Here is a 26884-nt window from a genome sequence, read left to right on the forward strand (position 1 = left end):
TGATGAATAAGTCGATGAAATTAGGAATGGCAGGCATTCTCTCGTCTTCGTTATTGTTTGGAGCAGGCTGTACGATGGGAGCGAATTCGGATCAGACCGAGATTGAGTTCTTTTCACAAAAAGTCGAGATGAAAGCAACGTTAGATCAAATCATTAAGGATTTCGAGAAGAAGAATCCCGACATCGATGTGAAGCTGACGAGCGTCAGCAATGCCGGTACCGTTTTAAAAACGCGGATTGCTGGTGGTGATGTTCCGGACATCGTCCATACCTATCCACAAAACGCGGATTTCAAAGGGTGGGCAGCAGACGGGAAGTTCGTTGATTTATCGAAAGAGTCGTTTTTAGGAAATCTCAAGGACGGTGCTGCCGAGTCGTATGCTGTTGATGGGAAAGTCTACTCGTTACCGCTGAACTCGAATGCCTGGGGCTTCTTCTATAATAAGACGAAATTCGATGAGCTCGGTCTACAGCCACCTAAAACGTGGGATGAGATGAAGGAAGTCGTCGCAAAAATCAAAGACGCGGGCGAGACACCATTTGCGAGCGCATTGACGACAGAGGACTCGTGGACAGTGAACGGATATCATCAACTTGCCTGGGCGACGGTCACAGGTGGATTCGAACAAACACAGGATGCACTCAAGAACAGCCCGAAAAATGGCATCAAAGTCGGAGATCCGAACTTTGAAGCGGTCGCGGACGAACTGAGTCTCGTCAGCGGAAATACGCAAAAGAATGCGAACGGTGCTTCGTATAGCGATGCGGTCGCTGTGTTTGCGAATCAAGACGCGTTGATCTTCCCGAACGGCATCTGGGCACTTCCAGTCATCCGGGACCAACAGCCTGATTTCGAAGTCAGTATGTTCGCATACCCGGGAAAACAAGCGGGAGAAGAGATGACGGTCGGAGCAGCCGACTTGGCGTTATCCGTCTCAGCGTCAGGATCGAAAAAAGAGCAGGCAGCTTCGAAGAAGTTCTTGTCGTACTTAACGGAAGGGGACGTCATGCAGAAATACTATGATAAGGATGGCTCACCAACGTCCGTCAAAGCTGTAAAAGCAGACGGATCCTTCAAAGAAACAAAAGCCGTCTCGGATCTCGTCTTCTCGGATAAACAAATCATCTGGTTGCATTCCGAGTGGCCATCGGAAGAAGAGTTTTGGCATTTGACTGTGGATTATATGAACAAAGGGGATAAGAAGAAGCTTTCGAATGATCTCAACACGTTCTTCAATGAAATGAAATAATCGAAAGGGAGTTGCCTCATGAAAGAAAAAGGATTCGTCAACCGCTACTGGCCCTATCTCTTCATCATCGTGCCACTCTTACTTCAAATCATTTTCTTCTTCATTCCCTTGGTTCAAGGTGTCATCTTCAGCTTCACCGACTGGACAGGGCTGACTAGCTCCTATCACTTCATAGGGATTGATAATTATATCTCGATTTTATCAGACACTCGTTTCCGGGATAGCATCGGCTTTACATTACTCTTTACGATTGGTCTCGTCGCTGGTCAAATCGTACTCGGCATCGCGATTGCTAAATTATTGAACCGTAAGATCAAAGGAGTCGGGCTGTTTCGAACAGCCTACTTCTTTCCTGCGGTCATTAGCACCGTCACACTCGGCTTGATTTTTAAGCAGTTCTTCAACTACGGTCTCGTACCGCTCGGTGAATACTTACAGATTGAATGGCTGTCGCAAAGCTTGATCGCAAACGAAGGAACTGCCTTCTGGGGTCTACTCTTCGTTGCGCTTTGGCAAGGGGTCGCGATTCCTGTCGTCATCTTCTTAGCGAACCTTCAAAGCATTCCAAACGAGATTCGTGAAGCGGCGTCCATTGACGGAGCAAATGCGTGGCAGACATTTAAAAAAATTGAACTACCTTTCCTATCGCCAGCGATCAGCATCGTCTTGATCCTCGCTATGAAGGCGGGTTTGACTGCGTTTGATTTAATCTATGCGTTAACGGGTGGAGGACCAAGTGGCTCGACGACATCTCTTGGACTACTCGTCTACAACTATGCGTTCAAAAATAACCAGTTCGGTTATGCCAGTGCGATTGCGATCGTACTGTTCATCATCATCGCGATCGTTTCGGTCATTCAAATCAATTCGTCCAAACGGTTCGAAGTTTAAGGAGGGCATCATGAAAAAAGATCGCATTCATATTCCGACCTATTTATTTTTATCCATCGGACTCGTATTGATTGCTCTACCGATGTATCTGACGATTTTGAATTCCTTCAAAGAAACGCGTCAAATCACCGGCGGTTTCTTTGATTGGCCAGATCCATTCACGTTCAATAACTTCCAGCGTTTATGGGAGGATGGTGTCGTCCAGTACTTCGCGAACTCGATGCTCATCACGACTTCGGCGATTGCGTTGATCATCCTGATTGTACCGATGGCTGCTTTTGCGTTGGCACGTACGATGGATCGAAGCCGTGTGTTTCAAGGCATCTACATTTTTTTAATCATCGGGATTTTCGTTCCGTTTCAAGTCATCATGATTCCGATCACTTCGATGATGTCAGGACTCGGTTTATCCAGTAAATTCGGCTTGATCCTGTTGTATTTGACGTACGCGGTACCACAATCGCTGTTCCTTTACGCAGGATATGTAAAAACCGTCATTCCGAAAGAACTCGATGAAGCGGCAGCGATTGACGGGAGCGGGAAGTTCAATACGTACTTCAAGATCATCTTCCCGATGATGAAACCGATGCATGCGACAGTGTTGATCTTAAATGCACTTTGGATTTGGAACGATTTCCTCTTGCCGTTGCTTCTGCTGAACCGCGACGAGTCGACTTGGACCTTGCCTTTGTTCCAATTCAACTATCAAGGGCAGTATTTTAGTGATTTTGGTCCTTCGTTCGCGTCGTATGTGGTCGGTATCGTATCGATCCTCGTCGTGTATCTCTTTTTCCAGCGCCATATCATTGATGGGATGGCAAACGGATCAATTAAATAAGGAACTAAGGAAGCATGTATTTGACGCGCAAGTCGAATACATGCTTTTTGTATGAGGAAATAAAAGGAAAACAGAATTGGAATGAAGAATAGATTACCGTGTTATAGAAGCGAAACAACAAAACATTGAAAAGAGGAAAAAGAGATATGGAAGTACAGTGGAACGATAAGACTATCCTTGAACTCATACTCATCGTCTGGGTGATCGGTGCCATCATCATCATCGTGAGTCAGGCGCGGAGTAAGAAAAGTTTGAAATCTAGCTTGATTAGCGGAACGATCATCAATCTTCTTTATACGACGGGCATTTCATTACTGTGGTTTTACACGATCGCAGTCGATGGGATCAGTCAGGTGTTAGTCGTCTTTTTCTTCGTTGGCATCTTTACAATCCTTGAGTTTCTATTCGTGATCGTTCTGTTGATCGTCAAACGCAAAAAAACAATGATCTCTTGAGAAGTGAAAATTCGTGATGAACCGTTTTAGAACGCTGATTTCAGAATTTCAACGTTTGCTTCGAGAATCATCCAAAATTCAAGCGGACGATAGAAGAATTAGAGGCGATATCGTGTTTGATCGGAACAGATCAAAGAAGGACTCGTTTATGTACGACGCAAGGACATCATCTACATAGTAGTAAACGTGCTTTTTCGTAAAGGCTCTATTTACGAAGAAGCATTTTTTCAAGGAATTAGTTAAATTAAATTGAACTCATTGCTTTACATTTTTCTTCCAGTCCTTTACGCTACAATAAAGTTCAATAAAATTTAACTATTGGAGAGAGAGGGGAAGGCGATTGAACAAGCAACTAGTCATGTTGTTACTTGGTAGAATTCTGATGAACATATCAGACAGCTTTTATATGATTGCCATCGTTTGGTTCGTCAAGACGACGACGAATTCGCCATTCCTGGTCGGATTAACGAGTACGATTGCTGTGTTACCCGTGACGCTTCAATTTTTGTACGGTCCGATCATTGATCGCTATTCGAAAAAGAAAATCCTCTTTTTCTCAGGCATCGGGCAAGCCGTTTTGGTCGGAATCATCACCTTGCTTTATTTTAACGAGGCGCTCTGGATTCCATTGCTGTTCGTCATACTGTTTTTAGCGTTAACATTAGCGGAAATCTCGTATCCCACCGAAAATACACTCATCGAGCGGTTGGCATCAAAAGATCAGTTGACGAAGGTCAATTCGGTGTTCGCCTTTTCTTATCAAACGCTTGATTTGATTGCTGATGCGTTAGCAGGCATCGTGATTTTGTTTGTCGGCGTCGGAATCGTATTCGCTGCGAATAGTATCGTACTGCTAGGGATCGGGTTCTTATTTTTGCTCATACTCAAAGTACCATCTTCGAAAAAGGAACAACCCATTTCCTTACGAAACTTTTGGCAACAGTATAAGCGAGACTTCAATGAAGGATTTTATGTTGTCAAGCAACAAAAGAAATTACTGACCATCATTTATGGCATCATCGGAATGAATTTTCTTGCGACGATGGGACTTGCGGTGTTACCAATTATTTCTGAGACGTCAGCAGAGTATGGATTTTGGTTAGCAGCAATTTCACTTGGAACGATGATCGGAACATTGATATCAAGTCGCTTGGAGACGTTTGCTCTCAATCGTGTCATGCCGATTGCAGCGCTCCTATCCGGTCTGTTTTGGATTGGTGCGTTTTTAGTAAATGATGCTGGGGTGCTTCCCATCGTTTTATTTGGAATCGCTTGGATTGGAATCGGTGTGAACAGCATATATCTGTATACGCTCATCCAAGTCAATCTTCCGTCGGACTATTTAGGAACAGGTTTATCGTTTCTCTCTTCACTGTTAGGGTCGTTAAGTCCACTTGGATATTTTGCGGGAGGGATTTTCGGAGAATGGTCTTCTAGTACAGCAATCTTATTGATCTCTAGTATCGGCTATTTTGGCTTTGCCGGCTATTTCTTAATTCATCCGACACTTAGAGCGTTAACGATACCTGTCAATACTAAATTCGAGAAGACTGCTGAAGAGAGAATAAAGGTCAATCAACATCTGTGAAACATTTTAGTTTACATAATGAAGTAGGAGAAGGAACGCATCTTTTTCTACTTTTTTTGTAATTATGCAATCGATTGCATTCGTATGCTTACTTAACATCCAGGAAAAGGAATCATATTTCTTGCAAAAAACTAGTTTTTATTTCACACGATTTATGCAAAAATAGAACACAACAAACTGCGAGAATTTTTAGAAAAGTGAATGACTAGACTATTCATCCTTTTGAGTAGAAGAGAGAAGTCATCGTTTTTCGAATTCTAAATAACTTATTTTTTGTAAGCCTGGAGGGGAACGTATGAAATTGTTGAAGATGTGGAACCAAATCAGTTTAGTGAAACAAATCGCGATTGGCTTGATCGTAGGGATTATTTTAGCCGTCACGATTCCTGAAGTAGCGAGTTCTTTGACCATCTTTGGAACATTATTTGTTTCCTCACTAAAGGCAGTCGCGCCGATTTTGGTCTTTTTCCTAGTTATGGCTTCGATTGTGCAACACAAAAAAGGTCAGCAAACGAACATGAAATCCATCGTCTTCTTATATCTGCTCGGTACATTTTTAGCGGGTGCGATTGCGGTCGTCGTCAGTTTCTTGTTCCCGGTTACGATTACACTGACAGAAGGCGCAGAGAAGCTGTCCGCTCCTGGAAACGCCATCGAAGTCCTTAAGAAACTTGTCTTGAACATGGTCGACAACCCCGTTAATGCGCTCATTCAAGCGAACTACATCGGAATTCTGACATGGGCGATCGTCTTAGGACTCGCATTAAAAAATGCTTCCGACACGACAAAAACGTTCATCTCGAATTTCTCAGACGGTATCGCTAAGATGGTCGGTTGGATCATCAAACTCGCACCCCTCGGGATCATGGGTCTCGTTATCGGTTCAGTCACAGAGAATGGACTTGGTTCTCTCGGTAAGTATGTAGGTTTATTAGGCGTTTTGATTGGTACGATGCTCATCGTTGCACTCATCGTTAATCCATTGATCGTATTCATCAACGTCCGTCAAAATCCATATCCGCTCGTCTTTAAATGTCTACGTGAAAGTGGCATCACGGCATTCTTCACACGCAGTTCTGCAGCGAACATCCCAGTCAACATGGAATTGTGTAAGAAGCTCGGTCTCGATAAAGAGACATACGGCATCTCGATTCCGCTCGGTGCCACAATCAACATGGCAGGTGCGGCGATTACGATTACGGTTCTAACACTTGCTGCCGTCAATACGCTCGGGATTCAAGTCGATATTCCGACAGCCATCATCTTGAGTGTACTCGCTGCGGTCTGTGCATGTGGAGCGTCAGGTGTCGCTGGCGGATCACTTCTCTTGATTCCACTTGCATGTAGCTTATTCGGAATTCCGAACGATGTCGCGATGCAAGTCGTTGCCGTTGGTTTCATCATTGGGGTGTTGCAAGATTCATTTGAAACAGGACTCAACTCTTCGACAGATGTTTTGTTCACAGCTACAGCGGAATATCGCAAACGCTTGAAAGAAGGCGAGCGTTTCTCAATCAATCGTCAGTCGATGAATGATGAAGTAGCTGAAAAAGTCGTTAACGGCTGATCAGCTTCTCAATTATCATCATGATCTAAAAAAGAAAAGGCATCCCAGCTGAGGATGCCTTTTCTTATAGATAAATTAACCTTCTCCTAAAGCAACGTACTTTTTTAATTTCCCGTTGAAGCTGACTAGCAAAATCTCATTTCTTTCTTTAGTAGAGTATAGGACGGTACCCTTAGAGAGCTTCGTAGCAGTCCCATTATCAAAACCGTCTTTATCCGAACTTCTTCTTTTAATTTCTCCGACTTTTTCCTTCTGAGTGACTTCGGTTTTCTCTGCCCATGCTACATCTGATTGGTAGATCGTATCATTGAATTGAAAAATGTCTGCTTTAGCATCTTCGCTCAATACTTCGGATGCCGTCGGTTTTTCACTAGTACTTTGCATTATCTCTTCATTGTTACAACCAACTAATATCCATACCGTCATAATCGAGAAAGCGAATGATAAAACAACTTTTTTCATGATATAACCTCTTTCCCGTTTTGTAAGTTATTCCATACCGATACACGTTAACATCAACTGCTCTTCACGGTTACCATCCCATTGAACAGTGGTTTCCTTTAGTCTAGCAAATTCAAATGTTTTTCTTAGTCAGGAATCTTAACAAAAAGGGAATCCATTTTTATGGGATCCAGCGTCCAATCTGCTCCCCCATCTTGACGCGACGTTCGATGCCTGGTGCGAGTTCGACGGTGTCCGGTGGCAAGACGAGGATGACGGTCGAACCGAATGAGAAGTAGCCGAACTCTGCACCACGCTCCAGCAGGCGTCCTTGATGTGTCTGAACGATCGTATTGACGTTCAGCGCATCGACCATGACGTGCTCGATCGTTCGGTGATCGACTTGCAGACGCGTGATCCGACGATAGTTGCGTGTCAGCGGACGTTTGCTGAATCGTAGTCCCATATCATTGACGGGTGCTGATTCTCGCCCTAGTGTATAACTCGTCGTGATTTCGCCCGTGACTGGCGAATGGACACGGTGATAGTCGGTCGGACTCAAATAGAAAATCAAGGCGACACCGTTCGCGTAATCCTGGGCGCGTTCGCTCGAGCCGATCAGCTCAGTAACGGTATAGTCCTGTCCTTTGATTGTAAACCGACTATCTTGCGTTAATGCTGGGACGATGGAAAGTACGGCGTCACTCGGACTGACGAAGGCATCCGGCGCGGTTGCGATTGGTCGCATACCGGGACGTAACTCGCGTACGAAACAATCGTGCAGCGAGGTAAACGAATCAACGGACTTCAGCGCTTGATCCGTCTGAATGTGATAGGTGCGAATAAAAGGTCGGATGAGCGGTTTACTAAAGCGACTCATCGCAAACCGTTTTAGTGTGTTCGCAACAACGGGTCGAGCATTTAAGTGGACGATCGTATCAAAGATGGCTTTCTTCATGAGGTAAAAACTCCTTTAAGCTGTAATCTACCTCTTAGGATACGGTCGAATTCTGTTGATAGACGGAGTCGCTTTCTTAAGTTTGTCTTAAGAAAAACACGTACCGAAGATGCGGCACGTGTCAGAACGTCATGATTTTCGAGTCAACAAATAGAGTAGAGGTCCGAACGCACCAATCGCGAGGGTGATGATCGCCCAAAGCGGAAAGCTTCGTCCGGCACGACGTGTATCATGGCGGAGCCAAACGATGATGAAGAGGGCGCAAAGAATCAAGTTGACGAAAATCTGGAGCGTCGCCGTATTTTGTGTCGCTTCAGCAAAGATGCCAAGTACACCAAAGTCAATGATCGAAAACGCAGTTAAAACAGCGAAAGCGATTGTAATGACGAGCAATAAAGGTTTCGGGATGGTGTCTACAAATGAAGCTTGAGATTCTTTCATGAAGGATCCTCCTTATAATTGTAGTGTTCACTACAAATAAATGTAGCATGTACTACAATCAAACGTCAATCGAGGATATATAGAAGGAAAGTTATTACCCTGATACGTCAAATAACGAAATGTGATGCTGTTAAATTTGGTATAATACGGAAAAAAGTACGTTGAATGACGAGAAGGGACGGAGCGAACATATGAAGGTAAAGCGATTGCGAACAATCATCGCCTGTAGTGCGGCTGTAGCCGTATTGATGAGTGGAGCGAGTATCGGAAGTGGAAGCACTCTTGTCGAAGCAAAAGTGATCCAAACGAAAAAAGCGTTTGATTACAAAAAATACCGTGCCGATCAATTGAAGGTCATCACGAAGTACGGCAACATCTTATCGGATCTTAGTTCCAAATCCCCAATCAAAATTCCTTCTTATTATCAAAATAAAGCGTATCGGACTGCGGTCGAGCAGTATAATCCGAAAGTAGAAAAATACGATTCAGATAACGTGAAGGAGTCAAGAAAAATCAGAGCGATGCGGGTTGATTTAAAAGCAGTCGATACATTGTCTGAGAAAAAAGCGTTCGATAAACGAATGGTCGCAATGAAAAAAGAAGTCAAACGACTCGTTAAGGTCGAGCAGGCATTAGCGAAGGAAAGCAAACCACTCTATCAAGAAGTCATGGATTACGAGCGACAACAAACGGAAGCGTTCATCGCCCAATATGGACCGATTGATCCGGCTTTGACGTTGATTAAATCACTTCCATACGTACAGGAACTTGAGCGAAAACTGATCAAGAAAAAAATCAGTAAGCAAGACCGGATAGAGCGCGTAGATCAAGCAGCAGAGGCGATGGTACGAGAACGTGAGACGTCGAGTGAGCGCGTCGGACCGGAGCGTGGGAAAATGACGATCTTGATTTACGAGAATAAATTTGAGGAAGCAGCAGCTGTCTTTGAAGAAGCGAAACAGCTGACGAAAGACGAGAACGTCCGACTGGATCTTGCTTTTAAGAAGATCATCAATCGCTATTTAAAATAGAGCATCCTTCGTGGATGCTTTTTTGCGTAGTGCCCGTTTCTTAAAATCGAGTATGATGGAAAAGGAAGGAGTCGATCGGATATGGATAAGTTTGAACAGAAGCGACAGGATTATACGCATCACATCGCAAAAGCGACGTTAGCATCAAGCATCAAGGAGATGAGTCTGAAGAAGATGGCGACCGCTGCCGGGACGAGTGACCGGATGCTGATGCATTATTTCAAGGATAAACAAGATATCGAAACCGCGGTGTTGACCGCGATTAGCCAAGAATTAATTGATTTACTACAGCAACCGGATCTAAAACTTGAGTTCACGGCATTCGTCCGTTTTCTGCGACAAGCGATCGATGAGCCACGAATCAAGCCATATTTGAATCTCTGGTTCGAGATCACCCATCTCGCAACGAGTCAGGGGGAGCCGTATACGTCGATCACGCGGACGATCGGGGAATCGTTCGACGATTGGATTAAACAGATCTATGTACCAACAGAGGGGGAAGATGTCGATCAGCAAACTGCGCTACTCTTCGTCTTCACGGAAGGACTCGTCGTCTTAAATAAGATCGGCTTAGAGGAGCGGATGGACGCGGCAGTGGAAGCGATGATCGCATTAACAAAGGACAACAGGCCTCGCAATTGAGGTGTGTTGTCCTTTTTCTGCATTTCACTGAAAATCGTCACAGTTGAATAAAGGAGTAAGCCACACATAATGACGCGAAACGCGACATCGTATCTTTGAAATAACGAACGAAACAGGGAGCCACTTCCTGCCCAAAGCAATAAGGCGATCCAACCGAGGATGATGGCATACGACGTGTATTGAACGATTTCTACAGTAGACGTGCTATGCGGCAGAATGAACGTCGATAAAGCGGTTAAGAAAAAGAGGATACTTTTGACGTTGATGAGTTGGAACAACAGACCGGATAAAAATGTCGCTGGCACGGTATCGACCTGACTTGCTGTCTGTTTCGGGAAACCAATCTTATAGGCAAGGTAGGCGAGGTATGCGGCACCGAGCCACTGAAGAATCGGTTCGATCATAGGTAAGGTCGCTTGTAAAACTGTCGTCCCTAATGCGCTGACCAACCCGAGCATCATGAACCCCAGTAAGATACCGGTATTAAATCGCCAAGCACCACGAAAACCGAAGTGGCTCGATTCATGCATGACTAACAGATTACTTGGTCCAGGTGTGATGGACGTAATGATGACATAAGATAAAAAAGCAACAATATTCATGAGAAAACTCCTTTTTCGTTCTATCGAGTACTTGAATTCTAGTGTAAGATGACAAGACCGATAAATAAAATTGAAATAAAAAATCATGCCATCATTTTTTTCGATGGATGATGAAAGGAGAGTCTTGGAATGGAAATTCGCCATTTGATCAGCTTCTTGAAGATCATTGAGACGAGGAGTTATACGGCAGCAGCGAGTGTACTCGGCTACACACAATCGACGATCACGTCCCATATGCAATTGCTTGAACAAGAAGTAGGCGGTGCCTTGTTTTTCTATGCCAATCGTAAGCTTCAGCTTACACCGCTAGGTCAGGAAATCATTCCGTTAGCTGAAGACTTACTAGCGACACACGAGAAAATCAAGTCGATTCAACAACAGGATCCCTTTGAAGGCGTCTTGAAGGTCGCAGCGCCAGAGTCACTGACAATCTCTCGTCTTGGTTCCGTCTTACAGACGTTCATGACAGCATATCCGAAAGTCAACATCATCTTATCAAATGGGACATGTCAGGAAAATCAAGACGAACTCTTACATGGACGGGTCGATGTCGCCTTGATGCTGTATCCAAAGTTTATCGCCGAACGTTGTACGCATGACGTTTTGAGAGAAGAAAAGATCGTCATCATTGGTCATCCGACGATGCCGGATCATTTTGACGCGATTCGATCTTCCGCAGACGCATACGTCTATCTGACGAATGAAGAAGGGTGTAGTTACCGAACGATGTTTGAGGCGTGCGTCAGAAACCAAGACATCTCGTTTCAGACACAGGAATTGTGGAGTATCGGGGCAATCAAGAAGATGGTGATGAACGGTCTTGGTTTTGCTGTGTTACCGTATGTGACGGTAGCAGATGAAGTGGAAGCAGGTGCGATAAAAATCATTCAACATGATGAGACGTTTGAACCGATGTATGCCCATCTGCTTACGAAACAGTCGAAGTGGGGCTCACCCGTGACACGCGCGTTTCAGGAAATCGTCCTGGACCAATTCACGAAGTCAAAGTGAATCGAGTATCTCGACCCAGACTTGATAATAGATTTCTTCATCGAGGTGAACCGTTGCCGAACGTACGCGATAGTCTGGGTTTTCCGCCAGATAAAAAGCAAGAATCGCCGCGACTTTAAAGTCAGGGGTGCAATAACCGGTAATTGAACGACCATGGATCTCATTCGTGATCGAGTCTGCCCAAACTTCGGCTTCACGAAACGTCTCGAACTGAAGCATCTCTTCCTTCCAACGAATCGACATCTGCATCTCCTCCTTTACTGTAGTTAATGTTAGTATATGGAAGAAATAGTGTGTTACTCAAGGGGGAACGTCAGACATGAGTCGTTTTGGAATACATCAGGAAGTAATCAATCCGCCGCTCGGTGCCACCTTCATCGGTTATCACCGAGAAGAAGGTGTCGCAAGCATACACGATCCGCTATATGTCACAGCGAGCATCTTTGAAAGTGAGCAGACGACATCGGTTTTCGTCAGCATCGATAACATCGGTTTGCTCGTCGGCGATACCGATACCATCCGTGAAGGCATCGCCGACCGGCTAGACGTGTCAAAGAAACAGATCACGGTTGTCTACACGCATACGCATTCGGGACCAGCGACAGCGGGAACTGAACCGTTGACCGTCGCCTATAAAACGATCTTGACGCAACAAGCGATCGTATCTGCCGTCAAAGCAAGCGAGGCGATGCAACCGGTCGAGATGGGTTGGGGTGTGACGTCCGGAAAACTTGGTGTCAATCGACGAGAGAAAATAAATGGTCACGCGGTGATGGGGACGGATCCGCTTGGGGTGACGGATGACCGAATCGGAACACTGTTGGTTCGCCGTGCCGATAATGCGAGTCTCGTCGGAGTCTTCGTTTTCTGTACAGCGCATCCGAACGTCTTGAAATCAGATAGTGTCGTCTTATCCGGTGATTACCCGGGCGTCGCTCGAACGATACTCGAACAGGCACTCGGTTGTCCAGTCGTGATCGTCCAAGGGGCGACGGGAAACGTCAATGCGAAATATCGCGGTGACCTAGCAAGTCTACAGAAGATGGCGTTTGTTCTAAGTGGACACGTCTTAACGACGATTCCAGACGTATCGTTTCAACCGTTAACGCACCACCGGATTCAGTCTGTGATTTATCCGATGCGCTTAACCGAAGTACCGGCTACGAACGAATTGCAAGACATGGCAACTTACGCTGAACAGACATGGGGTGTCAGCGCATCGCGCTGGTTGGCGTACGTTCAAGAGCAATCGGGAACAACACTCACCATCCCGCTCGAAGTTCAATTGTTCGAACTAAACGAAGGTTCGTTCTCAGGCATCCCGATGGAACCGTTCTGTGAAACAGCGTTACAGATTCAACAGATGCGTCAAACGGAACTCGCATTCTTCGGAGGCTATACGAACGGTTACATTGGTTATTTGCCGACAGCGGAAGAACATCCGTATGGTGGATACGAAGTGGCAATCAATCCTGTCGTCTACGGTCCAGTGACGGGTCTTTGGATGCCACCTGTACCGGAAACGGCAAACGAAATCGTGCATCGTATCCGACAACTCTATGAAACAAACAACCCGGCTTCTCTCGTCTGAGAGACCGGGTTTTCGTGATTACGATTTGATTTTTTTGATGATCCAAAATAAAGCGAAAACGATTCCGCATGTCAGTAAGACAAATAGAAGAAGCAGAATAAGTAAGTTAGATACTTGTAGCATCAAAGACCTCCGTGAATAGGTATAGCTGGATTTTCGAACTTTCGAATAATAATAGAGTAACATAGTAATTAACAATATATAGGGAAGTGACTTATTGTTTTTGATATTCCTTAAAGGATTTACTTATTATATGAAATAATAGTTATTTTATTCCATTTTAAAAGAGAGGGAAATATCATGATTATCAAAAGATTTATTCTTAGTGTTATCATCACTTATTTATTCCTCAGTTTGCTTTTATCTTTCAGCATCGGATATACGATCGATTGGATTCCGGAAGCAACGTTAGCTCAATAGATAAAAGGTTACGCTTTTGAAGGGTTCACTCGTTTTAATTTTATTTAGCTTTTAATTGCTGTAGGTGTAGGTACTTTGTACAGCCTATTCTACTTAAAACCAAGATCATCGAGTTCACTAAAGCGTTGATTTCCTTTATTTTGAAACTTTTCTTTATTTGTTTCGTTTATTAGGATGAGAACGAGTCAACGTATTGGGGGAAATAAATATGAAAAAGACAGTTGGCGCAATCGTCTTAGCGGGCGGTATGCTAATACTCGGTGGTTGCGGAACAGCAGCGACACAAACCGATTTATTTAAACAACAAGGTACATATCTAGGGGATAACAGTAACGTACGAGACATCGTCCAACAGCTACCTCATGGCGATCAGTTAAAGAAGATAGAACTGTCGACGAAGGATAAACCGTATCAACTCACATTACGTTATGCTGGATACGAAGAAGGACAGGTTGAACAAAAAAGCAATCATACGGCAATCTACAATGCAACAGCACTGTTCACATTGATTCCGAATGTCGACCACGTCAACATGACGATCGAGGATGCTTCGTATCACTTTACGAAACAACAGCTTCGCGATTGGTATGGAAAAGACTTTACGGCGTACGATAATGAAAAAGCGTTAAAGGCGTTTACGAAGCCTTTTATCGAAGATTCGAAGAAAGTAAACGACTTATTGAACTAAACCGACCGAGCACGCCCTTAAACAGGAGCGTGCTTTTTCGTCGATTCATTCCCATAAGTTGTAAAAAGTACTTTGCATTACAGAGTAATTCAGTTTATTGTAAAGGTACTGATACATCCAGAATAAGGAAGGGGTTGAACGGGGTGGAAATCGATAAAGAACTGTTAAAGGGGCATGTCGACACGATCATCTTGTCGTTGCTGAACGAACAAGATCGATATGGGTATGAAATCGCGAAGACGATCCGGCAAACGTCAGACGAGCAGTTTGAACTGAAAGAGGCGACACTCTATTTGTCACTCAAACGACTTGAGAAAAAAGGATTCGTCAAATCCTATTGGAGTGACGAAGCAGCGGGCGGCGGGCGGCGTAAATATTATACGCTGACGACTGAAGGAGAAATCCTTCTTGCGAAAAAACGACGCGAATGGCGTTTTCTGAAGCAACTACTCCCGAAGTTTCTTGAAGAGGGAGACGGTGCGCTTGAATAAACTCGATCATTTCGTCCGCGACTTGTATCAAGATGCGGATGTGACGGATCCGGAAATCATTGACGTCATGGAAGAGACGCGTAGCCATCTCGAACAATCGATGCGAGACTTGATGATTCAAGGTTATTCGGAAGAAGAAGCGACGAAGCTTGCCATGTATCGCTACGGTAGCAAGGAACATGTCGATCAGCTCTTGACGTGGGTCTATCGAAAAGAGCGGACGTTCGCTTCGTGGTTGCTCCGAATCGGAATTAGTATAGCTACTGCAACGATACTATGCTTTATCGGCACGATGATGTTGAGCCAGCATCAGTCACTCGCCTATGCGGATGCCTTTTATGGTAATGAACGCTCGATTGAAGCGTATGAACGTATTTTAGAAGATCATCTATTGCTAGTATCGATTTCTGGACAAGACACGGCGTCTTCACGTGATTTCACCATTCATAAATCGATTTGGTTACCGGAGTTGTTCACTTCACACGGCTTGTATCTGATTGACGAACAGCACCTGACGACGACAGAAAGCTTTGACGTCACGAAATTTGGTGCCGTGCTCATGTTGATTGGCATGACGATCTATCTCGTGACATCGGTCATTTGGAGCATCATCAAGCTCCATCATGCAGGACGATTGCATCTATTAAGTATCGTCTCAATCGTATTCTTTAACGTCCTAGGTTATTGGTTTTGGGCATTACGAAAATAGGAGGGGTCATATGTCGCAGCAAATCAAGCTCATTTGGTCGCAAGCATTCACGGTGAAACGATGCGTGTTCTATCTTCTGATCATTCTCGGATTACCGGTGCTTCAATTCAGTTTCATTTATGAAGGCTATCAGTTCTTCTTACCGATCGAAGTGTTCGAGGAGACGCTATCAGGAACGATCCCGATGCTGTTTCCGGTACTATCGGTCTTAATTTTCTTGCCAATCTTCATCGCTGAATACAAGGATAACTATCTTACATATGTCCGAACACGTGCGAGTCTAAAGGATTATCTGCTTGCGGTCGGTTTCGTCAATGCGATGCTGACAGGAATCGTATTCTTTTTAATGACAATCGTGACGTTCGTCCTCATTCATTATGTCGAACCAATCATCGGTCTCGTTGACTATTGGTCTCTCAGCGAAAAGACGTATGAGACCTCAAATGCATTTTCGTTCTTAGCGGACATCCATCCGTTACTCTATGCCGTCCTCTATGCTGTTTGGATTGGACTCAACGGAGCCGTGTACGCGACGCTTGCTTATTTGTTGATTTTGGCGCTCGAACAAGTTTATCTCGCAATTTCGTTACCATTCGTCGCTTATCATATCTTTAATTTCGTTGTGGGTATCATGCAAGTACCACAGTTCTCACCCATCAGTACCGTCTTTCCGTTCAATATCACGGAACAACCGCTTTGGACGGTGTTCGTGCCGTTTGCTATTTTGGTTGTCGTTAACATTATGCTCTATCTGACTATGATTCGAGCGAAACCGGAGTGGATCTTCCAATCATGAAGAGGACACGAAACATTTCGATTGTACTGAACAGTCTATTCATCCTCGTGATCAGCTATGTCGCATGGTATAGACGACAAGAAGTTCTGTCCGAGGCACAAGAATTCGGCAAAGACGTCAACGCGTGGGACATCACATTTGCGATTCAAAATAATATGTACCTAATACTCTTTTTCTTGATGCCGTTACTGCTGTTCCTCTCGTTTCGAACGATTGAACAGCAGTATGAATCGACGATTTTGATTCGGGTTGGCTCATTTCGGAACTGGGTTTACTACTCGACAAAACGGTATGTACGCGCTGTTCTGACACTGTTCGGATTCGTCTTGTTGCTGAGTCTTCTTAGTGCTAGCGATCAATCGTTTACGTTGCAGTGGAGTCCATATAGTCAACTCGCAACGAGTGGTAACATCAGTCATTATCTCGTTTCATCTTTCCGCTCACCCCTGTCAGTGATTTTATTACAACCGATTCTGTGGTTGCTTACGAGCATTGTCCTACATGGATTGATGTGTCTTATGTTTCTGTTACACGAAAAGCGTAATGGCTTGTTGCTTCAGGCGGCAGGGGTAGTGATTTGGTGTATCATCAGTTTCAAATCATCGTTTGGAGTAGGAGAGTTCTTTTCACCCGCCGTGTATTTCTCTGTCGGGGCTGTATCAAATAGAATGCATCCTTGGATGGCACTCGTCGGTCTCAGTCTTGCAATCGCGCTGATCTATCTACTGGCACAATGGATGCAATCGCTCCGTCAACTATTGACTTTGCGCAAGGAGTTCGTACCATATCTCGCCTACGCGATGCTTGCTCTTCTGTACATCTTCCTCAGTAGTAGTCGAGCGTCAACTGAGCTGCAAACGATCGGTGATCTGCTCGTTGTCGTATTTTACGGCGTCAGTGTGGAGGACAGTTCGTTTCTGCAACTCGTGTCACATCTGATTCTTTTCTTCGGTCTCGCTTACTTAAGTCAATTGCGTCTGCAGGAACAAATGACGGCAATCGGACCATACACGTGGATGCGTTACCAACGCCTCGAGAAATGGGCACTACATGTCTTCGTAAAAGAAGGACGTTTTTATCTACTTGCTTTCTCACTTCTGATTCTCGGAACGATGGGGATCGGAATGCTGCAAGGCGTATCGCTGTCGCTTTCGACTAGTCTTTTATCGATTTCACCGATGCAATTGCTGCTGCAACTGATTGGCATCTCGATGCTACAGTTAATGCTTTATTCACTTTTCAGCTTCATCTTGCTGTGGCAATTCCCAGATGGATACGCGATGCTCGGTTTGTTCGGTGTCTTATCGGTTTTCTTACTGCCCAACTTCAATCGGTATGGCATCTTTCCGTCCGGATTAAATGGATTCGCCCAGTTGCAGTCATTTAGTCTGACACATCTCTTGATCGTTTTGTTGATTTATGTTGGGCTTTCACTTGTCTGGTTATATGTTCTGTTTCAAAAAAGCATACGAATATAAGGAGGACGTATCATGGAAATGATCAAGCTCGAGCAGGTCACGAAAGGGTATCAAGGCAATCCGTTATTCGCAGACGTCGATTTGACGATTCAAAAAGGAGACATCGTCGGCATCACGGGACCGAACGGTTCAGGAAAGTCCGTCTTATTCAAGATGATTTGCGGCTTCATCCATCCGGACGCGGGAACGATCACCGTCCGGAATGAACAGCTTGGTCCGACACGACGCTTTCCGGAAAACGTCGGCGTCATCATTGATCGACCGGGTTATATCGCTCATAAATCAGGGTTTGAGAACTTAAAGCAACTCGCAGCAATCCGAAAAGTGATTACAGATGCTGACATCGAACAAGCGATGCGGACCGTCGGCTTACAGCCTGGCAATCGTCAGAAGGTCAAACAATATTCGCTCGGAATGAAACAAAAGCTCGCAATCGCTCAAGCTATCATGGAACAGCAGGACATTTTGATCTTGGATGAGGCATTCAATGCACTCGATCACGATAGTGTCTTGCGTCTGCGGGAACTTTTGTTGTCGTTCAAAAAAGAAGGGAAGACGATCATCTTGACGAGTCATAATCAACAGGACATCGATGCACTTTGTGACTCCGTCTACCGCATCAATCAAGGTCGACTCGAACAGGTCGGCTAACACAAACAGGGAGTGGATCAACGGATCCACTCCCTGTTGTATTACGATTGATTATTTCCCTGGCTTCGTCTTGTAGAAGCTGTAGAAGACGCTAATCAAGATGACGAGAACGATCGTGCCGAGCGACATCCAGATCGGCATTTTGTAGACATCACCGAGAATCATCTTCGCTCCGATAAAGACGAGCATGAAGCTGAGACCGTGTTTCAAATAGTAGAAACGATCGATCAAGTTCGCGAGGACGAAGTAGAGACTCCGGAGTCCGAGGATCGCCATGATGTTCGCATAGAAGATGATGAACGGATCACGCGAGTACGCGAAGCTTGCTGCAACGGAGTCGACGGCGAAGACGATATCCGATACTTCAATGAAGAGTAGAGCAATCAAGAGCGGCGTGAAGAACAGTTTCCCATCAATTCGTTTTGCGAACTTACCAGACGAGATGTCTTGCGTGATCGGTAAACGTTTCTCTAGCCAACGAATCGTTTTGTTTTCTTCGAGCGACGTCTCTTGACCGATGTTTTTATACATCATCCAACCCGTATAGACGAGGAACGCTCCGAAGATGTAGTAGATCCAAGCGAAGTTCTCAAGCAACGAAACACCAGCGACGATGAAGATGACGCGGAAGAAGATTGCACCAAGAATACCCCAGAATAAGACTTTGTGCTGGTACTTCAATGGAATCGCGAAGTATGCGAAGACGAGTGAGAAGACGAAGACGTTATCAATCGCGAGAGCCTTCTCGATGAAATAAACGCTCGTATATTCGATTGCAGCGGAACTTCCTTGATCGAAGTAGAGCCAGCCACCGAAGGCGACGGCGATTGCGATCCAGACGAACGTCCACGTCCAGGCCTCCCGAAGCGAAACTTCATGTGCCTTACGATGGAAGACTCCAAGGTCAAGAGCGAGCATGATGAAAACGATGGCTAGAAAAGCAATGAGTAGTGTCAACAGCGCTTCCTCCTTTAAGGTAATTGTTATCTTGAATTTATTATAAGGTCATGAGAACTCAAAAGTAAAGGGGTAAATGTTCGGAATGTGCAATTGGTTAAAAAACAATCCCCAAAAGTGGACGAATATATTCGACGTGATGTGCAATGAAACGACATGAAACTCAGTTCCGAAAAGGGACTGGGTTTCATGCAAATTATAAAGTGATTTTTAAGGCATCATGATAAGGGAAGGAAATGCGGCACGACATACGTTCCGAGTTCATCGATGACGTCTTCTGCTGATCGCTTACCGTCGAATAGGGCGAAGAACAGATGATTGACGCCAAGCTCGCGGTACAATTCCAGCAACTCAATCAGTCGATGGCGCCCGATCCGAAAACCGAGTCGAATCGGTGTCGCTTCCTCGTTCGGATCCGCGGATAAATCAAGATGCATCGGCATCGAAAACGGGCGAAACGTTGTGTTACCGGCTGCTTGACTCGCTGCACGCCATTGTTCGATGGCACGTGCTTGTTCGAACGGTCCTTGCGGATAATACATCCAGCCGTCGCCGTTTTTTGCGAGCCAGTCCATATCCTGCTGTGCGAAACTCGTGATCATCGTCGGGATTCGTTTCTTTGGTCGTGGCACGAGAGTCGCACCACGGACTTTCCCGTACGTCGAATCGATTTGCGGATAGTCTTCGTATAAGGCTTGTTCCATCACTTGCAGTGCTTCCTTGAACTGAGCACCACGGCTCGGATGATCGACACCGAGTCCATGGAAGTCGGCTTGCCGGTCACCGGACGAGACACCGAGAATCAAACGTTCCGGGAACAGCGCATCAATCGTCGCGACTTCTTTCGCAGAGCGTAACGGATGACGGAGTGGCAGGACAAGTGCTGAAGTCCCGAGGGCGATCTGTTTCGTCTGACTGAGGAGATGCGTCCCGTATATCAGCATGTCATGAATCTGTCCGACAGCCGGATCAAGAAAATAAGGATCCTTCAATAAGACGTCACGCAACCAGAGGGTCGTAAAACCATAGTTCTCTGCTTTTTGTGCGAGCTCGACTTGATTGGCAAGCGTCGGCGTTCGCATCTTGAAATTCTCGAGCGGGACGTGGAGACCGAGCGTGAGCTCGCCCTCCCGGTACATCCGCTGATAACTTGCATGATCGTTATACATAGTAGTCCTCCTTATTGATGTTCGAGACGACGCGAGACACCCGTCAAGATGACGGCAAGAATGACCATGATTCCGCCGACCCATGGCGTGTGGACGAGACCGATCGTATCGGTGACGAGACCACCAATCGTTGCTCCGAGTGCGATCCCAATATTGAAGGCTGCGATATTCAAGGCAGACGCAACATCGACTGCTGCTGGGACATATTTTTCAGCCAACTGAACGATATAGAGCTGGAGTCCAGGGACGTTCATGAACGCAAGGAGTCCCATTAAGATGATACCGATGATACCGGCGACCTTGAACGGAATCATGAACGAGAGAGCGATCATGACGATAGCGTGAATGATGAACATATAGAACAAAGCTTTAATCGGATTACCATTCGCGAGTTTTCCACCGACCGTGTTCCCGATCGCAACCGCGATTCCGTAGACGAGCAGAATGATACTGATTAAGCTCGGACTGATTTTCGTGACGTCCTGCATGATTGGTGTTAAATACGTAAAGGCGACGAACGTTCCACCATAACCGAGGGCAGTGATTAAGAAGCCGAGCATCAAGCGTCCGTTCGTCAACAATTTGAACATGTCGGAGAACTTAGCAGGTGGTGATTGTTTCAAGTCTTTTGGAATCAAGAAGAAGCTTGCGATGATCGCAATGATACCGAGTGCAGCAACCGCGAAGAACGTCGCGCGCCAGCCGAATGACTGACCGATGAATGTCCCGAGTGGAACACCTGTGACCGTTGCGACTGTCAGACCTGTGAACATCAAGGCGATGGCACTGGCTTTTTTATGCTCCGGTACGAGCTGGACGGCAATCGTCGCACCGATTGAGAAGAAGACACCGTGCGAGAAAGCAGTGATGAAACGGGCGACGATCAACAATTCAAACGTCGGTGAAATCGCGGAGACGAGGTTACCAGCGATGAAGACGACCATCAATGCCATCAGTAATGTTTTTCGATTCATCCGGTTCGTTAGTGCCGTTAGGATAGGTGCACCGACAGCGACACCGATCGCGTAACCAGAGATGATGAGACCAGCGAGTGTGATACCGATATTTAAGTCACCAGCTATTGCTGCGAGCAGTCCGACGGGAACGAATTCTGTCGTACCGATCCCAAATGCGCTGATGGCTAAGGCAAGTAGGGCAAGTCCGCCGTTTCTTGGGACCTGTTCCTCCTGGATCTGTGAGTTTAATTGATTCATGGGGATTCCTCCTAAAGATGATTTCAGTAGGGATCGTGTCCGATGGGCCCGACCAAACATGATCCGATTGACATGACCCCAGCATAACCGGGGTGTTTCCTTTCGGGAAGTACGTACTTTAAAGTGCGATAGGCACTAAAAAGTACCCTACTCCTCCTTTGAGATGCAAGGTCTAAAAGGAGGTTGTACTTTCCGTTGACAATTGCTATCATATAGCCAGCTAATCTGCTTGGGAAGTACGCACTTTCAAGTACGATAGGCACTAAAAAGTACCTATACCTTTAATTGAATCACGAAAGGATGGAATATATATGCCATACAATATCCCGGTCGAAGCAACACTTGAAGTCATCGGTGGAAAGTGGAAGGTCGTCATCATGTGTCATTTGATCAAAGGCGAGCGCCGCACGAGTGAGCTCCGCAAGCTAATGCCGACGATCACGCAAAAAATGCTAACGCAACAATTGCGGGAGTTAGAAGAAGACGGCGTCATCATCCGGACGGTCTTTGAACAAGTCCCACCGAAAGTCGTCTACTCGTTATCCGAGTACGGCTGGTCGCTGAAGCCGATTCTTGACGCGATGTGCGCATGGGGAGAAGGACATATCGATTTGACGGGTGGAGAGGTCGTCTCGTCATGACAAACAGAAGTGAGTCTCACTCGAGGCTCGCTTTTTTGAGTACATCATATACAGAATAGGGGTAGACAGATGGAACAACCAATCGTTCAATTTGATTCGATTACCGTTAGTTTTGAGGATAAAGCCGGCAGACGCCAGTCAATCGAGGAGTTTGCACAAGGATTCGAGCATGGCATCTTATTTTTCGGTCATCCACCGGAAACCAACAATGTCAAAGTTGTCCTTGATTTGAAGACGAACTTTGGTGAACGGACGTTTCGGTTTAACTTTTGCCGAATGGACCGGGCAATCGGCCATTATCTAATCGATGGGTTGGTCTGGAAATGGGTCATCTTGTGGGAATGGTATTACCAGGAGAGTTATCAAACGGGTGAGTCCTACCATATCAATCGTCCAAAGGAAGGAATTCGTGATTTTTATCGACAAATCGATGTACAAAATGAGACTTGTTCGAATGATTATTTAGAGTCAGGCATTCGCGAGGAGAACGTATCATTTACGGATAGTTATACAAATTTTGAGAACCTAGATTGGGTCACCGAAGGAGATCCGATTAATACATTAGAACGGATGCGGAACCAAGGTGTCTTTTTCGAGTATTATTTTAAAACCTGGATTGATTTAGAGCATTCATTGCCCGCGATTCGACGCGTCATGGATGAATTGTATGCACATACACCTGAATAATGCTTAATCAAATAAGCACCGCTCCCTCTGTCATTGACAGAAGGAGCGGTGTTTTGGTTAGAACGCTTTACGTTGACCTTTTAGAATCGTCTGTTGCAAGGGACCAAAGTCCCCCGGAACCGTCCGTTCCATAAACATATATGGTTTTCCATCGACGATGAATTTGCGATCTCCAAGATACTCGAAGTGGCGACCATCATCCTTTAATCTTCGCTTAACAGCTTGAATATGGTCTTCATGATGGATGAACCTCTCGTTAAACGTCATGACGATATTTCCTTTTTTGAATCCGAGTAAGAAGACATAGTAGAACCAATATCCAACGAGACAAATACCAACGGCCAATAACAAATCATACATGTGTGTCGAGCTCCTTTCGTGTATACAGATTTTTACGAATATTTATGTAAAAAGATTCAATCAATTTCAATTAAAAGTAAAAAAGTATTCATCCGAAGATGAATACTCGTTATTTTTGAGCGATATATCTCTTTTGATCGAAATCATATTTAAATTCAACGATCATCCAATCATCACCAGTTGAATTCCGATACGAGTAAAAGAGCGATGTCTGTTTTTCTGAATATTCGACTGTACTGTCATCAAAAGCTTTTCCAATCTTAGAGTAATCTTCTGTGCGGTGAGCCGTCATGACACCTAGCCCCTTACCAGAAAGAATATGATCGAATTCAGCTATCGTCATGACTGGTTTAAATTTCTTTCCTGGCAAGAGTCGTTTTTTCGAAGGCGTTTTAGGGGTGTATTCCTTTTGCACAAGATATAACGTGTGACCTTTTTGTTTCGTTTTGAAGATCAGATGCATGCGCTGTAAAGACCAATGATCATTTTTTTCATCGTACGGATAAAATGAGAAAGCGTATAAAGCATAGTCGTCTTTGATTTCACTCAATACTACACCGTGATTGAGTGTCGTGACGCCATGTTCTTTCTTTATGTATTTCTTATATGATTTTCCGTAGAGCGACTTTGCGACGTCTGTCGCGGTCATACCGAGTTTTAGTTTTTTGTACGACGTATATTCCTTTGTCGCCGCGTCGACAGAATGAGGTGCGAAAATAGCACCAATCATCGAAAGCGTGATCAGAAGCGCGAAGAGTACTTTCAACTGAAGAAGGTGTAATTTTTTCGTACGTGCCATCATGATTGTATCTCCTTTGACAAACTTATTAAAAACCGTGCGTTTCTTTTCGTTTAAGATACCAGAGAAGTCCGAGGGCAATAGAAAACCCAATCGCACCTATGATTCCGATGAACAGGAGACCAATGAGATCATTACCGATATTCTTTTGAAAAAAATAGGATGAACCAAAAATCGCAGTTGTAATCATGAAAATGTTGCTTAGGTGGCGAAGTACTTGGACTATCGTGGAGAACCCCTCTTTCTTAGTCTTTTGTTCGACGGATCTCGGTCGCGACAATCGAATCCTTTTCAAACGTCACTTGAATCGTATCACCCGTCTGAATGGCAACCGTGTTATCCGTTTTGCCATAGACGATCGTGTCCGGCGTGATGCGAATCTCCGTCAATGCATATTGCTCGTCCGGCTTTTGTTCACTCGGAGCGACGAATAACGTATCCCCTGTAACTTTCTCGACGATATGTGTATCGTTCTCGTGTGTACAGGCACTAAGCGGCATACTAAGGAATAGAATAAAAGCGAAAAGCCACCGACGTGTCGGCATGAACCAGGCACCTACTTTCGTCAGTTAATAGGGTTAAATGAAATCTTATTATTATATAAATTTTACCAGTTGCGATACTGATTGATGCGAATTAAAAAAACTTTCATACTCCAAAACAACAGGAATTCGGATCGAAATCGGCGTATGATTAAGGGAATACCATCATCTCGATCAGAGGAGGAAATACGATGAAGGCAGCCATCTGTACCCGCTACGGATTCCCTGACGTCTTGCACATCACAGAGGTACCACGCCCGGTTCCAAAATCAAACGATCTACTGATTAAAGTATATGCATCTGCCGTCCATTCCGGAGATCGTCGCATGCGTTCGCTCGATGTTCCGCTGTTGGGGAAGCTTCCGATGCGCCTAGCTGTTGGCTTTAAGCGACCGAGACAACCAATTCTTGGCGTTGTTCTTGCCGGTGAAGTCGTCGAAGTCGGTCAGGACGTCAAGCAGTTTCAAGTCGGAGACCGTGTCCATGCCTTGACCGGATTTGGTTTCGGTGGATACGCCGAATATGCGTGCGTTCCTGAGAAACGTTGCATTGCAAAAATGCCGCAGTACGCATCGTACACGGAAGCGGTCTGTCTCCCGTTCGGTGGTACGACGTCGCTCCATTTCTTCCGGAAACTCCAAATCGATCAGATGAAGACGATTTTAATTTACGGTGCGTCGGGTGCTGTTGGTACGGCTGCCGTTCAGATCGCCAAAGCAAAAGGGCTGCAGGTGACGGCTGTCTGTAGTGGACGAAACGCGGAGCGGGTCAAAGCGCTCGGTGCCGATCACGTCATCGATTATACAAAGGACGGCTACGATGGATTGTTGCTGAAGTACGATGCCGTCTTCGATGCGTCCGGAAAGATCAATAAGACGCAAGCGAAACGGCACGTCAAACAAAACGGTGCCTTTGCATCCGCCGCGGGGCAAGGTGTGGCGAGAGAACGGAAAGAGGATCTACACTATTTAAATGAACTGTTTGAAGCTGGACGATTTAAAGCCGTCATCGACCATATCTACTCGCTTGATGAGATCGTCGAAGCCCATCGTTATGTCGATACCGGGCAAAAATTCGGTAACGTCGTCGTGTTAATAGCAAACGAATGATTCATCGAACCACCTGGGTCAGGTGGTTTTTTTATGTTTATCCAATATATGTTAAAATGAAATAGGCTATTTTAAGGATGGGGGATATAGCGATGATGAAACAGATTCATGCGTTTGAGACAAAAACGGACTATGACAAATACGAAGCGGTCACGTATCGCTTTCAAGCACGGTTAGACGAGTATCAAACGATCTTACAAGAGACGTATCAACTGATCGACGTGCCGAAAGGAATCGTTTGGACGTCAGCGGAACTCGCGACGACCGTCTTCTCGGACATTCCGATTCCAGCATTTACGAATAAGGACTTGATCTACATATCACCAGACGTTGCAGAGTGGCGGACGTTATTTTTGTCTCAACTCGACGGGAAGGACGTACCGCATATTCGAGCGTTCTACGAAACACTCGCGGAAGATCACGTCTTGACGATTGCTGGTCATGAACTGACGCATCACTTGGATTTGTTCGTTGATGAATTCGACGATGAGAGAGCAGACGGGATCTGGTTCGAAGAGGGAATGTGTGAGTATCTGCCCCGGAAGCACCTGTTGTCGGACGAAGCATTCAAGCGAATTACGACAATCGAGACAGAGCTGGTCGAGCTCTTTCAGGAGGAGTATGGAGCGCGCTCGATTGATCAATTTGGGAGTGCCTCCTATGCCGGTAGTCTGTCGAGTATCATGTTTGATTATTGGCGGAGCTTTCTCGCGATCCACCATCTCATCGAGGAACGATATGACGGGGACGTCTTACGTGTTTTTGAAGCATATCGGAACTGGCATGAACAGGGGCGGATCGTGCCACTATCGGAATACTTTAATCTTCAGACGGTAAGACGCTAAGCTGTGTTTGTAGTGGAGGAGG

General features: G+C 45.4%; 30 protein-coding genes. 19 read left to right on the forward strand and 11 right to left on the reverse strand.

Features of this window, described 5'->3' with window-relative positions; all coding sequences use genetic code 11:
- Positions 1-2: 2 nt before the first annotated feature.
- The 6 genes from ESP131_RS09520 (at position 3) to sstT (ending at position 6589) form a co-directional block, all read left to right on the forward strand.
- Positions 3-1250 carry an extracellular solute-binding protein gene (locus tag ESP131_RS09520; protein WP_069940528.1) on the forward strand — a complete coding sequence of 416 codons (1248 nt, stop codon included), beginning with the start codon at positions 3-5 and terminating at the stop codon, positions 1248-1250.
- An 18-nt stretch (positions 1251-1268) separates the two neighbouring features.
- On the forward strand, positions 1269-2141 hold the full coding sequence (locus ESP131_RS09525; RefSeq protein WP_029341502.1) for a carbohydrate ABC transporter permease: 873 nt from the start codon (positions 1269-1271) through the stop codon (positions 2139-2141).
- Positions 2142-2151: 10 nt separating this feature from the next.
- The gene (locus ESP131_RS09530; protein ID WP_069940529.1) at positions 2152-2979 is read left to right on the forward strand and encodes a carbohydrate ABC transporter permease; all 828 of its coding nucleotides are present in this window, start codon (positions 2152-2154) and stop codon (positions 2977-2979) included.
- 146 nt (positions 2980-3125) lie between these two features.
- Positions 3126-3434, forward strand: coding sequence for a hypothetical protein (locus ESP131_RS09535; RefSeq protein ID WP_069940530.1), 309 nt, complete (start codon positions 3126-3128; stop codon positions 3432-3434).
- 340 nt (positions 3435-3774) lie between these two features.
- A complete protein-coding gene (locus ESP131_RS09540) occupies positions 3775-5022 on the forward strand; it encodes an MFS transporter (RefSeq protein ID WP_069940531.1) in 1248 nt (415 codons plus the stop codon).
- A 295-nt stretch (positions 5023-5317) separates the two neighbouring features.
- A complete protein-coding gene (sstT, locus tag ESP131_RS09545; RefSeq protein WP_069940532.1) occupies positions 5318-6589 on the forward strand; it encodes a serine/threonine transporter SstT in 1272 nt (423 codons plus the stop codon).
- A gap of 75 nt (positions 6590-6664) precedes the next feature.
- Here the strand turns inward: sstT and ESP131_RS09550 are convergent, their stop codons facing one another.
- The 3 genes from ESP131_RS09550 to ESP131_RS09560 form a co-directional block, all read right to left on the reverse strand.
- Positions 6665-7051 (reverse strand): hypothetical protein, encoded by a 387-nt coding sequence (locus ESP131_RS09550; protein ID WP_069940533.1) that lies wholly within the window; start codon positions 7049-7051, stop codon positions 6665-6667.
- A gap of 160 nt (positions 7052-7211) precedes the next feature.
- Positions 7212-7988, reverse strand: coding sequence for a phosphatidylserine decarboxylase (locus ESP131_RS09555; RefSeq protein ID WP_069940534.1), 777 nt, complete (start codon positions 7986-7988; stop codon positions 7212-7214).
- A gap of 129 nt (positions 7989-8117) precedes the next feature.
- Positions 8118-8429 (reverse strand): hypothetical protein, encoded by a 312-nt coding sequence (locus tag ESP131_RS09560; protein ID WP_069940535.1) that lies wholly within the window; start codon positions 8427-8429, stop codon positions 8118-8120.
- Positions 8430-8635: 206 nt separating this feature from the next.
- Between ESP131_RS09560 and ESP131_RS09565 the strand changes: the two genes are divergently transcribed.
- Positions 8636-9460, forward strand: a complete 825-nt coding sequence (locus tag ESP131_RS09565) for a hypothetical protein (protein ID WP_156772500.1) — start codon at positions 8636-8638, stop codon at positions 9458-9460.
- Positions 9461-9969: 509 nt separating this feature from the next.
- Here ESP131_RS09565 and ESP131_RS16530 read toward each other — a convergent pair.
- On the reverse strand, positions 9970-10704 hold the full coding sequence (locus ESP131_RS16530) for a LysE family translocator (RefSeq protein WP_083254791.1): 735 nt from the start codon (positions 10702-10704) through the stop codon (positions 9970-9972).
- A 129-nt stretch (positions 10705-10833) separates the two neighbouring features.
- Here ESP131_RS16530 and ESP131_RS09575 point away from each other — a divergent pair, with 129 nt between their 5' ends.
- A complete protein-coding gene (locus ESP131_RS09575) occupies positions 10834-11715 on the forward strand; it encodes a LysR family transcriptional regulator (RefSeq protein ID WP_069940538.1) in 882 nt (293 codons plus the stop codon).
- Here the strand turns inward: ESP131_RS09575 and ESP131_RS09580 are convergent.
- Positions 11707-11958: a hypothetical protein gene (locus ESP131_RS09580; RefSeq protein WP_251136726.1), complete on the reverse strand. Its 252-nt coding sequence runs from the start codon at positions 11956-11958 to the stop codon at positions 11707-11709. The two genes, ESP131_RS09575 and ESP131_RS09580, sit on opposite strands and share 9 nt — an antisense overlap.
- Positions 11959-12034: 76 nt before the next feature.
- Here ESP131_RS09580 and ESP131_RS09585 point away from each other — a divergent pair, with 76 nt between their 5' ends.
- From ESP131_RS09585 to ESP131_RS09615, 7 genes are all read left to right on the forward strand, one after another.
- Positions 12035-13306, forward strand: a complete 1272-nt coding sequence (locus tag ESP131_RS09585) for an alkaline ceramidase (protein WP_069940539.1) — start codon at positions 12035-12037, stop codon at positions 13304-13306.
- Between the two features lie 628 nt (positions 13307-13934).
- On the forward strand, positions 13935-14414 hold the full coding sequence (locus ESP131_RS09590) for a DUF4825 domain-containing protein (RefSeq protein WP_069940540.1): 480 nt from the start codon (positions 13935-13937) through the stop codon (positions 14412-14414).
- A 143-nt stretch (positions 14415-14557) separates the two neighbouring features.
- Positions 14558-14905 (forward strand): PadR family transcriptional regulator, encoded by a 348-nt coding sequence (locus tag ESP131_RS09595; protein ID WP_069940541.1) that lies wholly within the window; start codon positions 14558-14560, stop codon positions 14903-14905.
- On the forward strand, positions 14892-15614 hold the full coding sequence (locus ESP131_RS09600) for a hypothetical protein (protein WP_069940542.1): 723 nt from the start codon (positions 14892-14894) through the stop codon (positions 15612-15614). Before ESP131_RS09595 ends, ESP131_RS09600 begins: the two co-directional genes overlap by 14 nt.
- 10 nt (positions 15615-15624) lie before the next feature.
- The gene (locus tag ESP131_RS09605; RefSeq protein ID WP_069940543.1) at positions 15625-16410 is read left to right on the forward strand and encodes an ABC transporter permease; all 786 of its coding nucleotides are present in this window, start codon (positions 15625-15627) and stop codon (positions 16408-16410) included.
- Positions 16407-17888 carry a hypothetical protein gene (locus ESP131_RS09610; RefSeq protein ID WP_069940544.1) on the forward strand — a complete coding sequence of 494 codons (1482 nt, stop codon included), beginning with the start codon at positions 16407-16409 and terminating at the stop codon, positions 17886-17888. The genes ESP131_RS09605 and ESP131_RS09610 overlap by 4 nt, the downstream gene beginning before the upstream one ends.
- Before the next feature lie 12 nt (positions 17889-17900).
- Positions 17901-18539 carry an ATP-binding cassette domain-containing protein gene (locus ESP131_RS09615; RefSeq protein ID WP_055967687.1) on the forward strand — a complete coding sequence of 213 codons (639 nt, stop codon included), beginning with the start codon at positions 17901-17903 and terminating at the stop codon, positions 18537-18539.
- A gap of 51 nt (positions 18540-18590) precedes the next feature.
- Here ESP131_RS09615 and ESP131_RS09620 read toward each other — a convergent pair whose 3' ends face one another.
- The 3 genes from ESP131_RS09620 to ESP131_RS09630 all read right to left on the reverse strand — a co-directional run bounded on the left by ESP131_RS09620 (position 18591) and on the right by ESP131_RS09630 (position 21879).
- The gene (locus tag ESP131_RS09620) at positions 18591-19496 is read right to left on the reverse strand and encodes a TerC family protein (RefSeq protein ID WP_069940545.1); all 906 of its coding nucleotides are present in this window, start codon (positions 19494-19496) and stop codon (positions 18591-18593) included.
- Between the two features lie 218 nt (positions 19497-19714).
- Positions 19715-20665, reverse strand: coding sequence for a TIGR03571 family LLM class oxidoreductase (locus tag ESP131_RS09625; protein ID WP_069940546.1), 951 nt, complete (start codon positions 20663-20665; stop codon positions 19715-19717).
- A gap of 11 nt (positions 20666-20676) precedes the next feature.
- Positions 20677-21879 (reverse strand): MFS transporter, encoded by a 1203-nt coding sequence (locus ESP131_RS09630; RefSeq protein WP_029341523.1) that lies wholly within the window; start codon positions 21877-21879, stop codon positions 20677-20679.
- Between the two features lie 311 nt (positions 21880-22190).
- Between ESP131_RS09630 and ESP131_RS09635 the strand changes: the two genes are divergently transcribed.
- Entirely contained in the window at positions 22191-22520 is a 330-nt protein-coding gene (locus ESP131_RS09635; protein ID WP_023468096.1) for a winged helix-turn-helix transcriptional regulator, read from the forward strand.
- Between the two features lie 69 nt (positions 22521-22589).
- A complete protein-coding gene (locus ESP131_RS09640; RefSeq protein WP_069940547.1) occupies positions 22590-23207 on the forward strand; it encodes a hypothetical protein in 618 nt (205 codons plus the stop codon).
- A gap of 57 nt (positions 23208-23264) precedes the next feature.
- On the opposite strand, the gene ESP131_RS09645 is transcribed toward ESP131_RS09640, so the two are convergent.
- From ESP131_RS09645 to ESP131_RS09655, 3 genes are all read right to left on the reverse strand, one after another.
- Positions 23265-23567, reverse strand: a complete 303-nt coding sequence (locus tag ESP131_RS09645; RefSeq protein WP_069940548.1) for a hypothetical protein — start codon at positions 23565-23567, stop codon at positions 23265-23267.
- 109 nt (positions 23568-23676) lie between these two features.
- Complete coding sequence (locus tag ESP131_RS09650) at positions 23677-24369, reverse strand: hypothetical protein (RefSeq protein ID WP_069940549.1); 693 nt, start codon at positions 24367-24369, stop codon at positions 23677-23679.
- A gap of 242 nt (positions 24370-24611) precedes the next feature.
- Positions 24612-24911, reverse strand: coding sequence for a hypothetical protein (locus ESP131_RS09655; RefSeq protein ID WP_069940550.1), 300 nt, complete (start codon positions 24909-24911; stop codon positions 24612-24614).
- Between the two features lie 188 nt (positions 24912-25099).
- On the opposite strand from ESP131_RS09655, the gene ESP131_RS09660 reads away from it, so the two are divergent.
- Positions 25100-26017, forward strand: a complete 918-nt coding sequence (locus tag ESP131_RS09660) for an NAD(P)-dependent alcohol dehydrogenase (protein ID WP_069940551.1) — start codon at positions 25100-25102, stop codon at positions 26015-26017.
- A 92-nt stretch (positions 26018-26109) separates the two neighbouring features.
- Positions 26110-26862, forward strand: coding sequence for a collagenase (locus ESP131_RS09665; RefSeq protein ID WP_069940552.1), 753 nt, complete (start codon positions 26110-26112; stop codon positions 26860-26862).
- Positions 26863-26884 lie beyond the last annotated feature (22 nt).

The organism is Exiguobacterium sp. U13-1 (assembly GCF_001750115.1).
GTDB classification, from domain to species: domain Bacteria; phylum Bacillota; class Bacilli; order Exiguobacteriales; family Exiguobacteriaceae; genus Exiguobacterium_A; species Exiguobacterium_A acetylicum.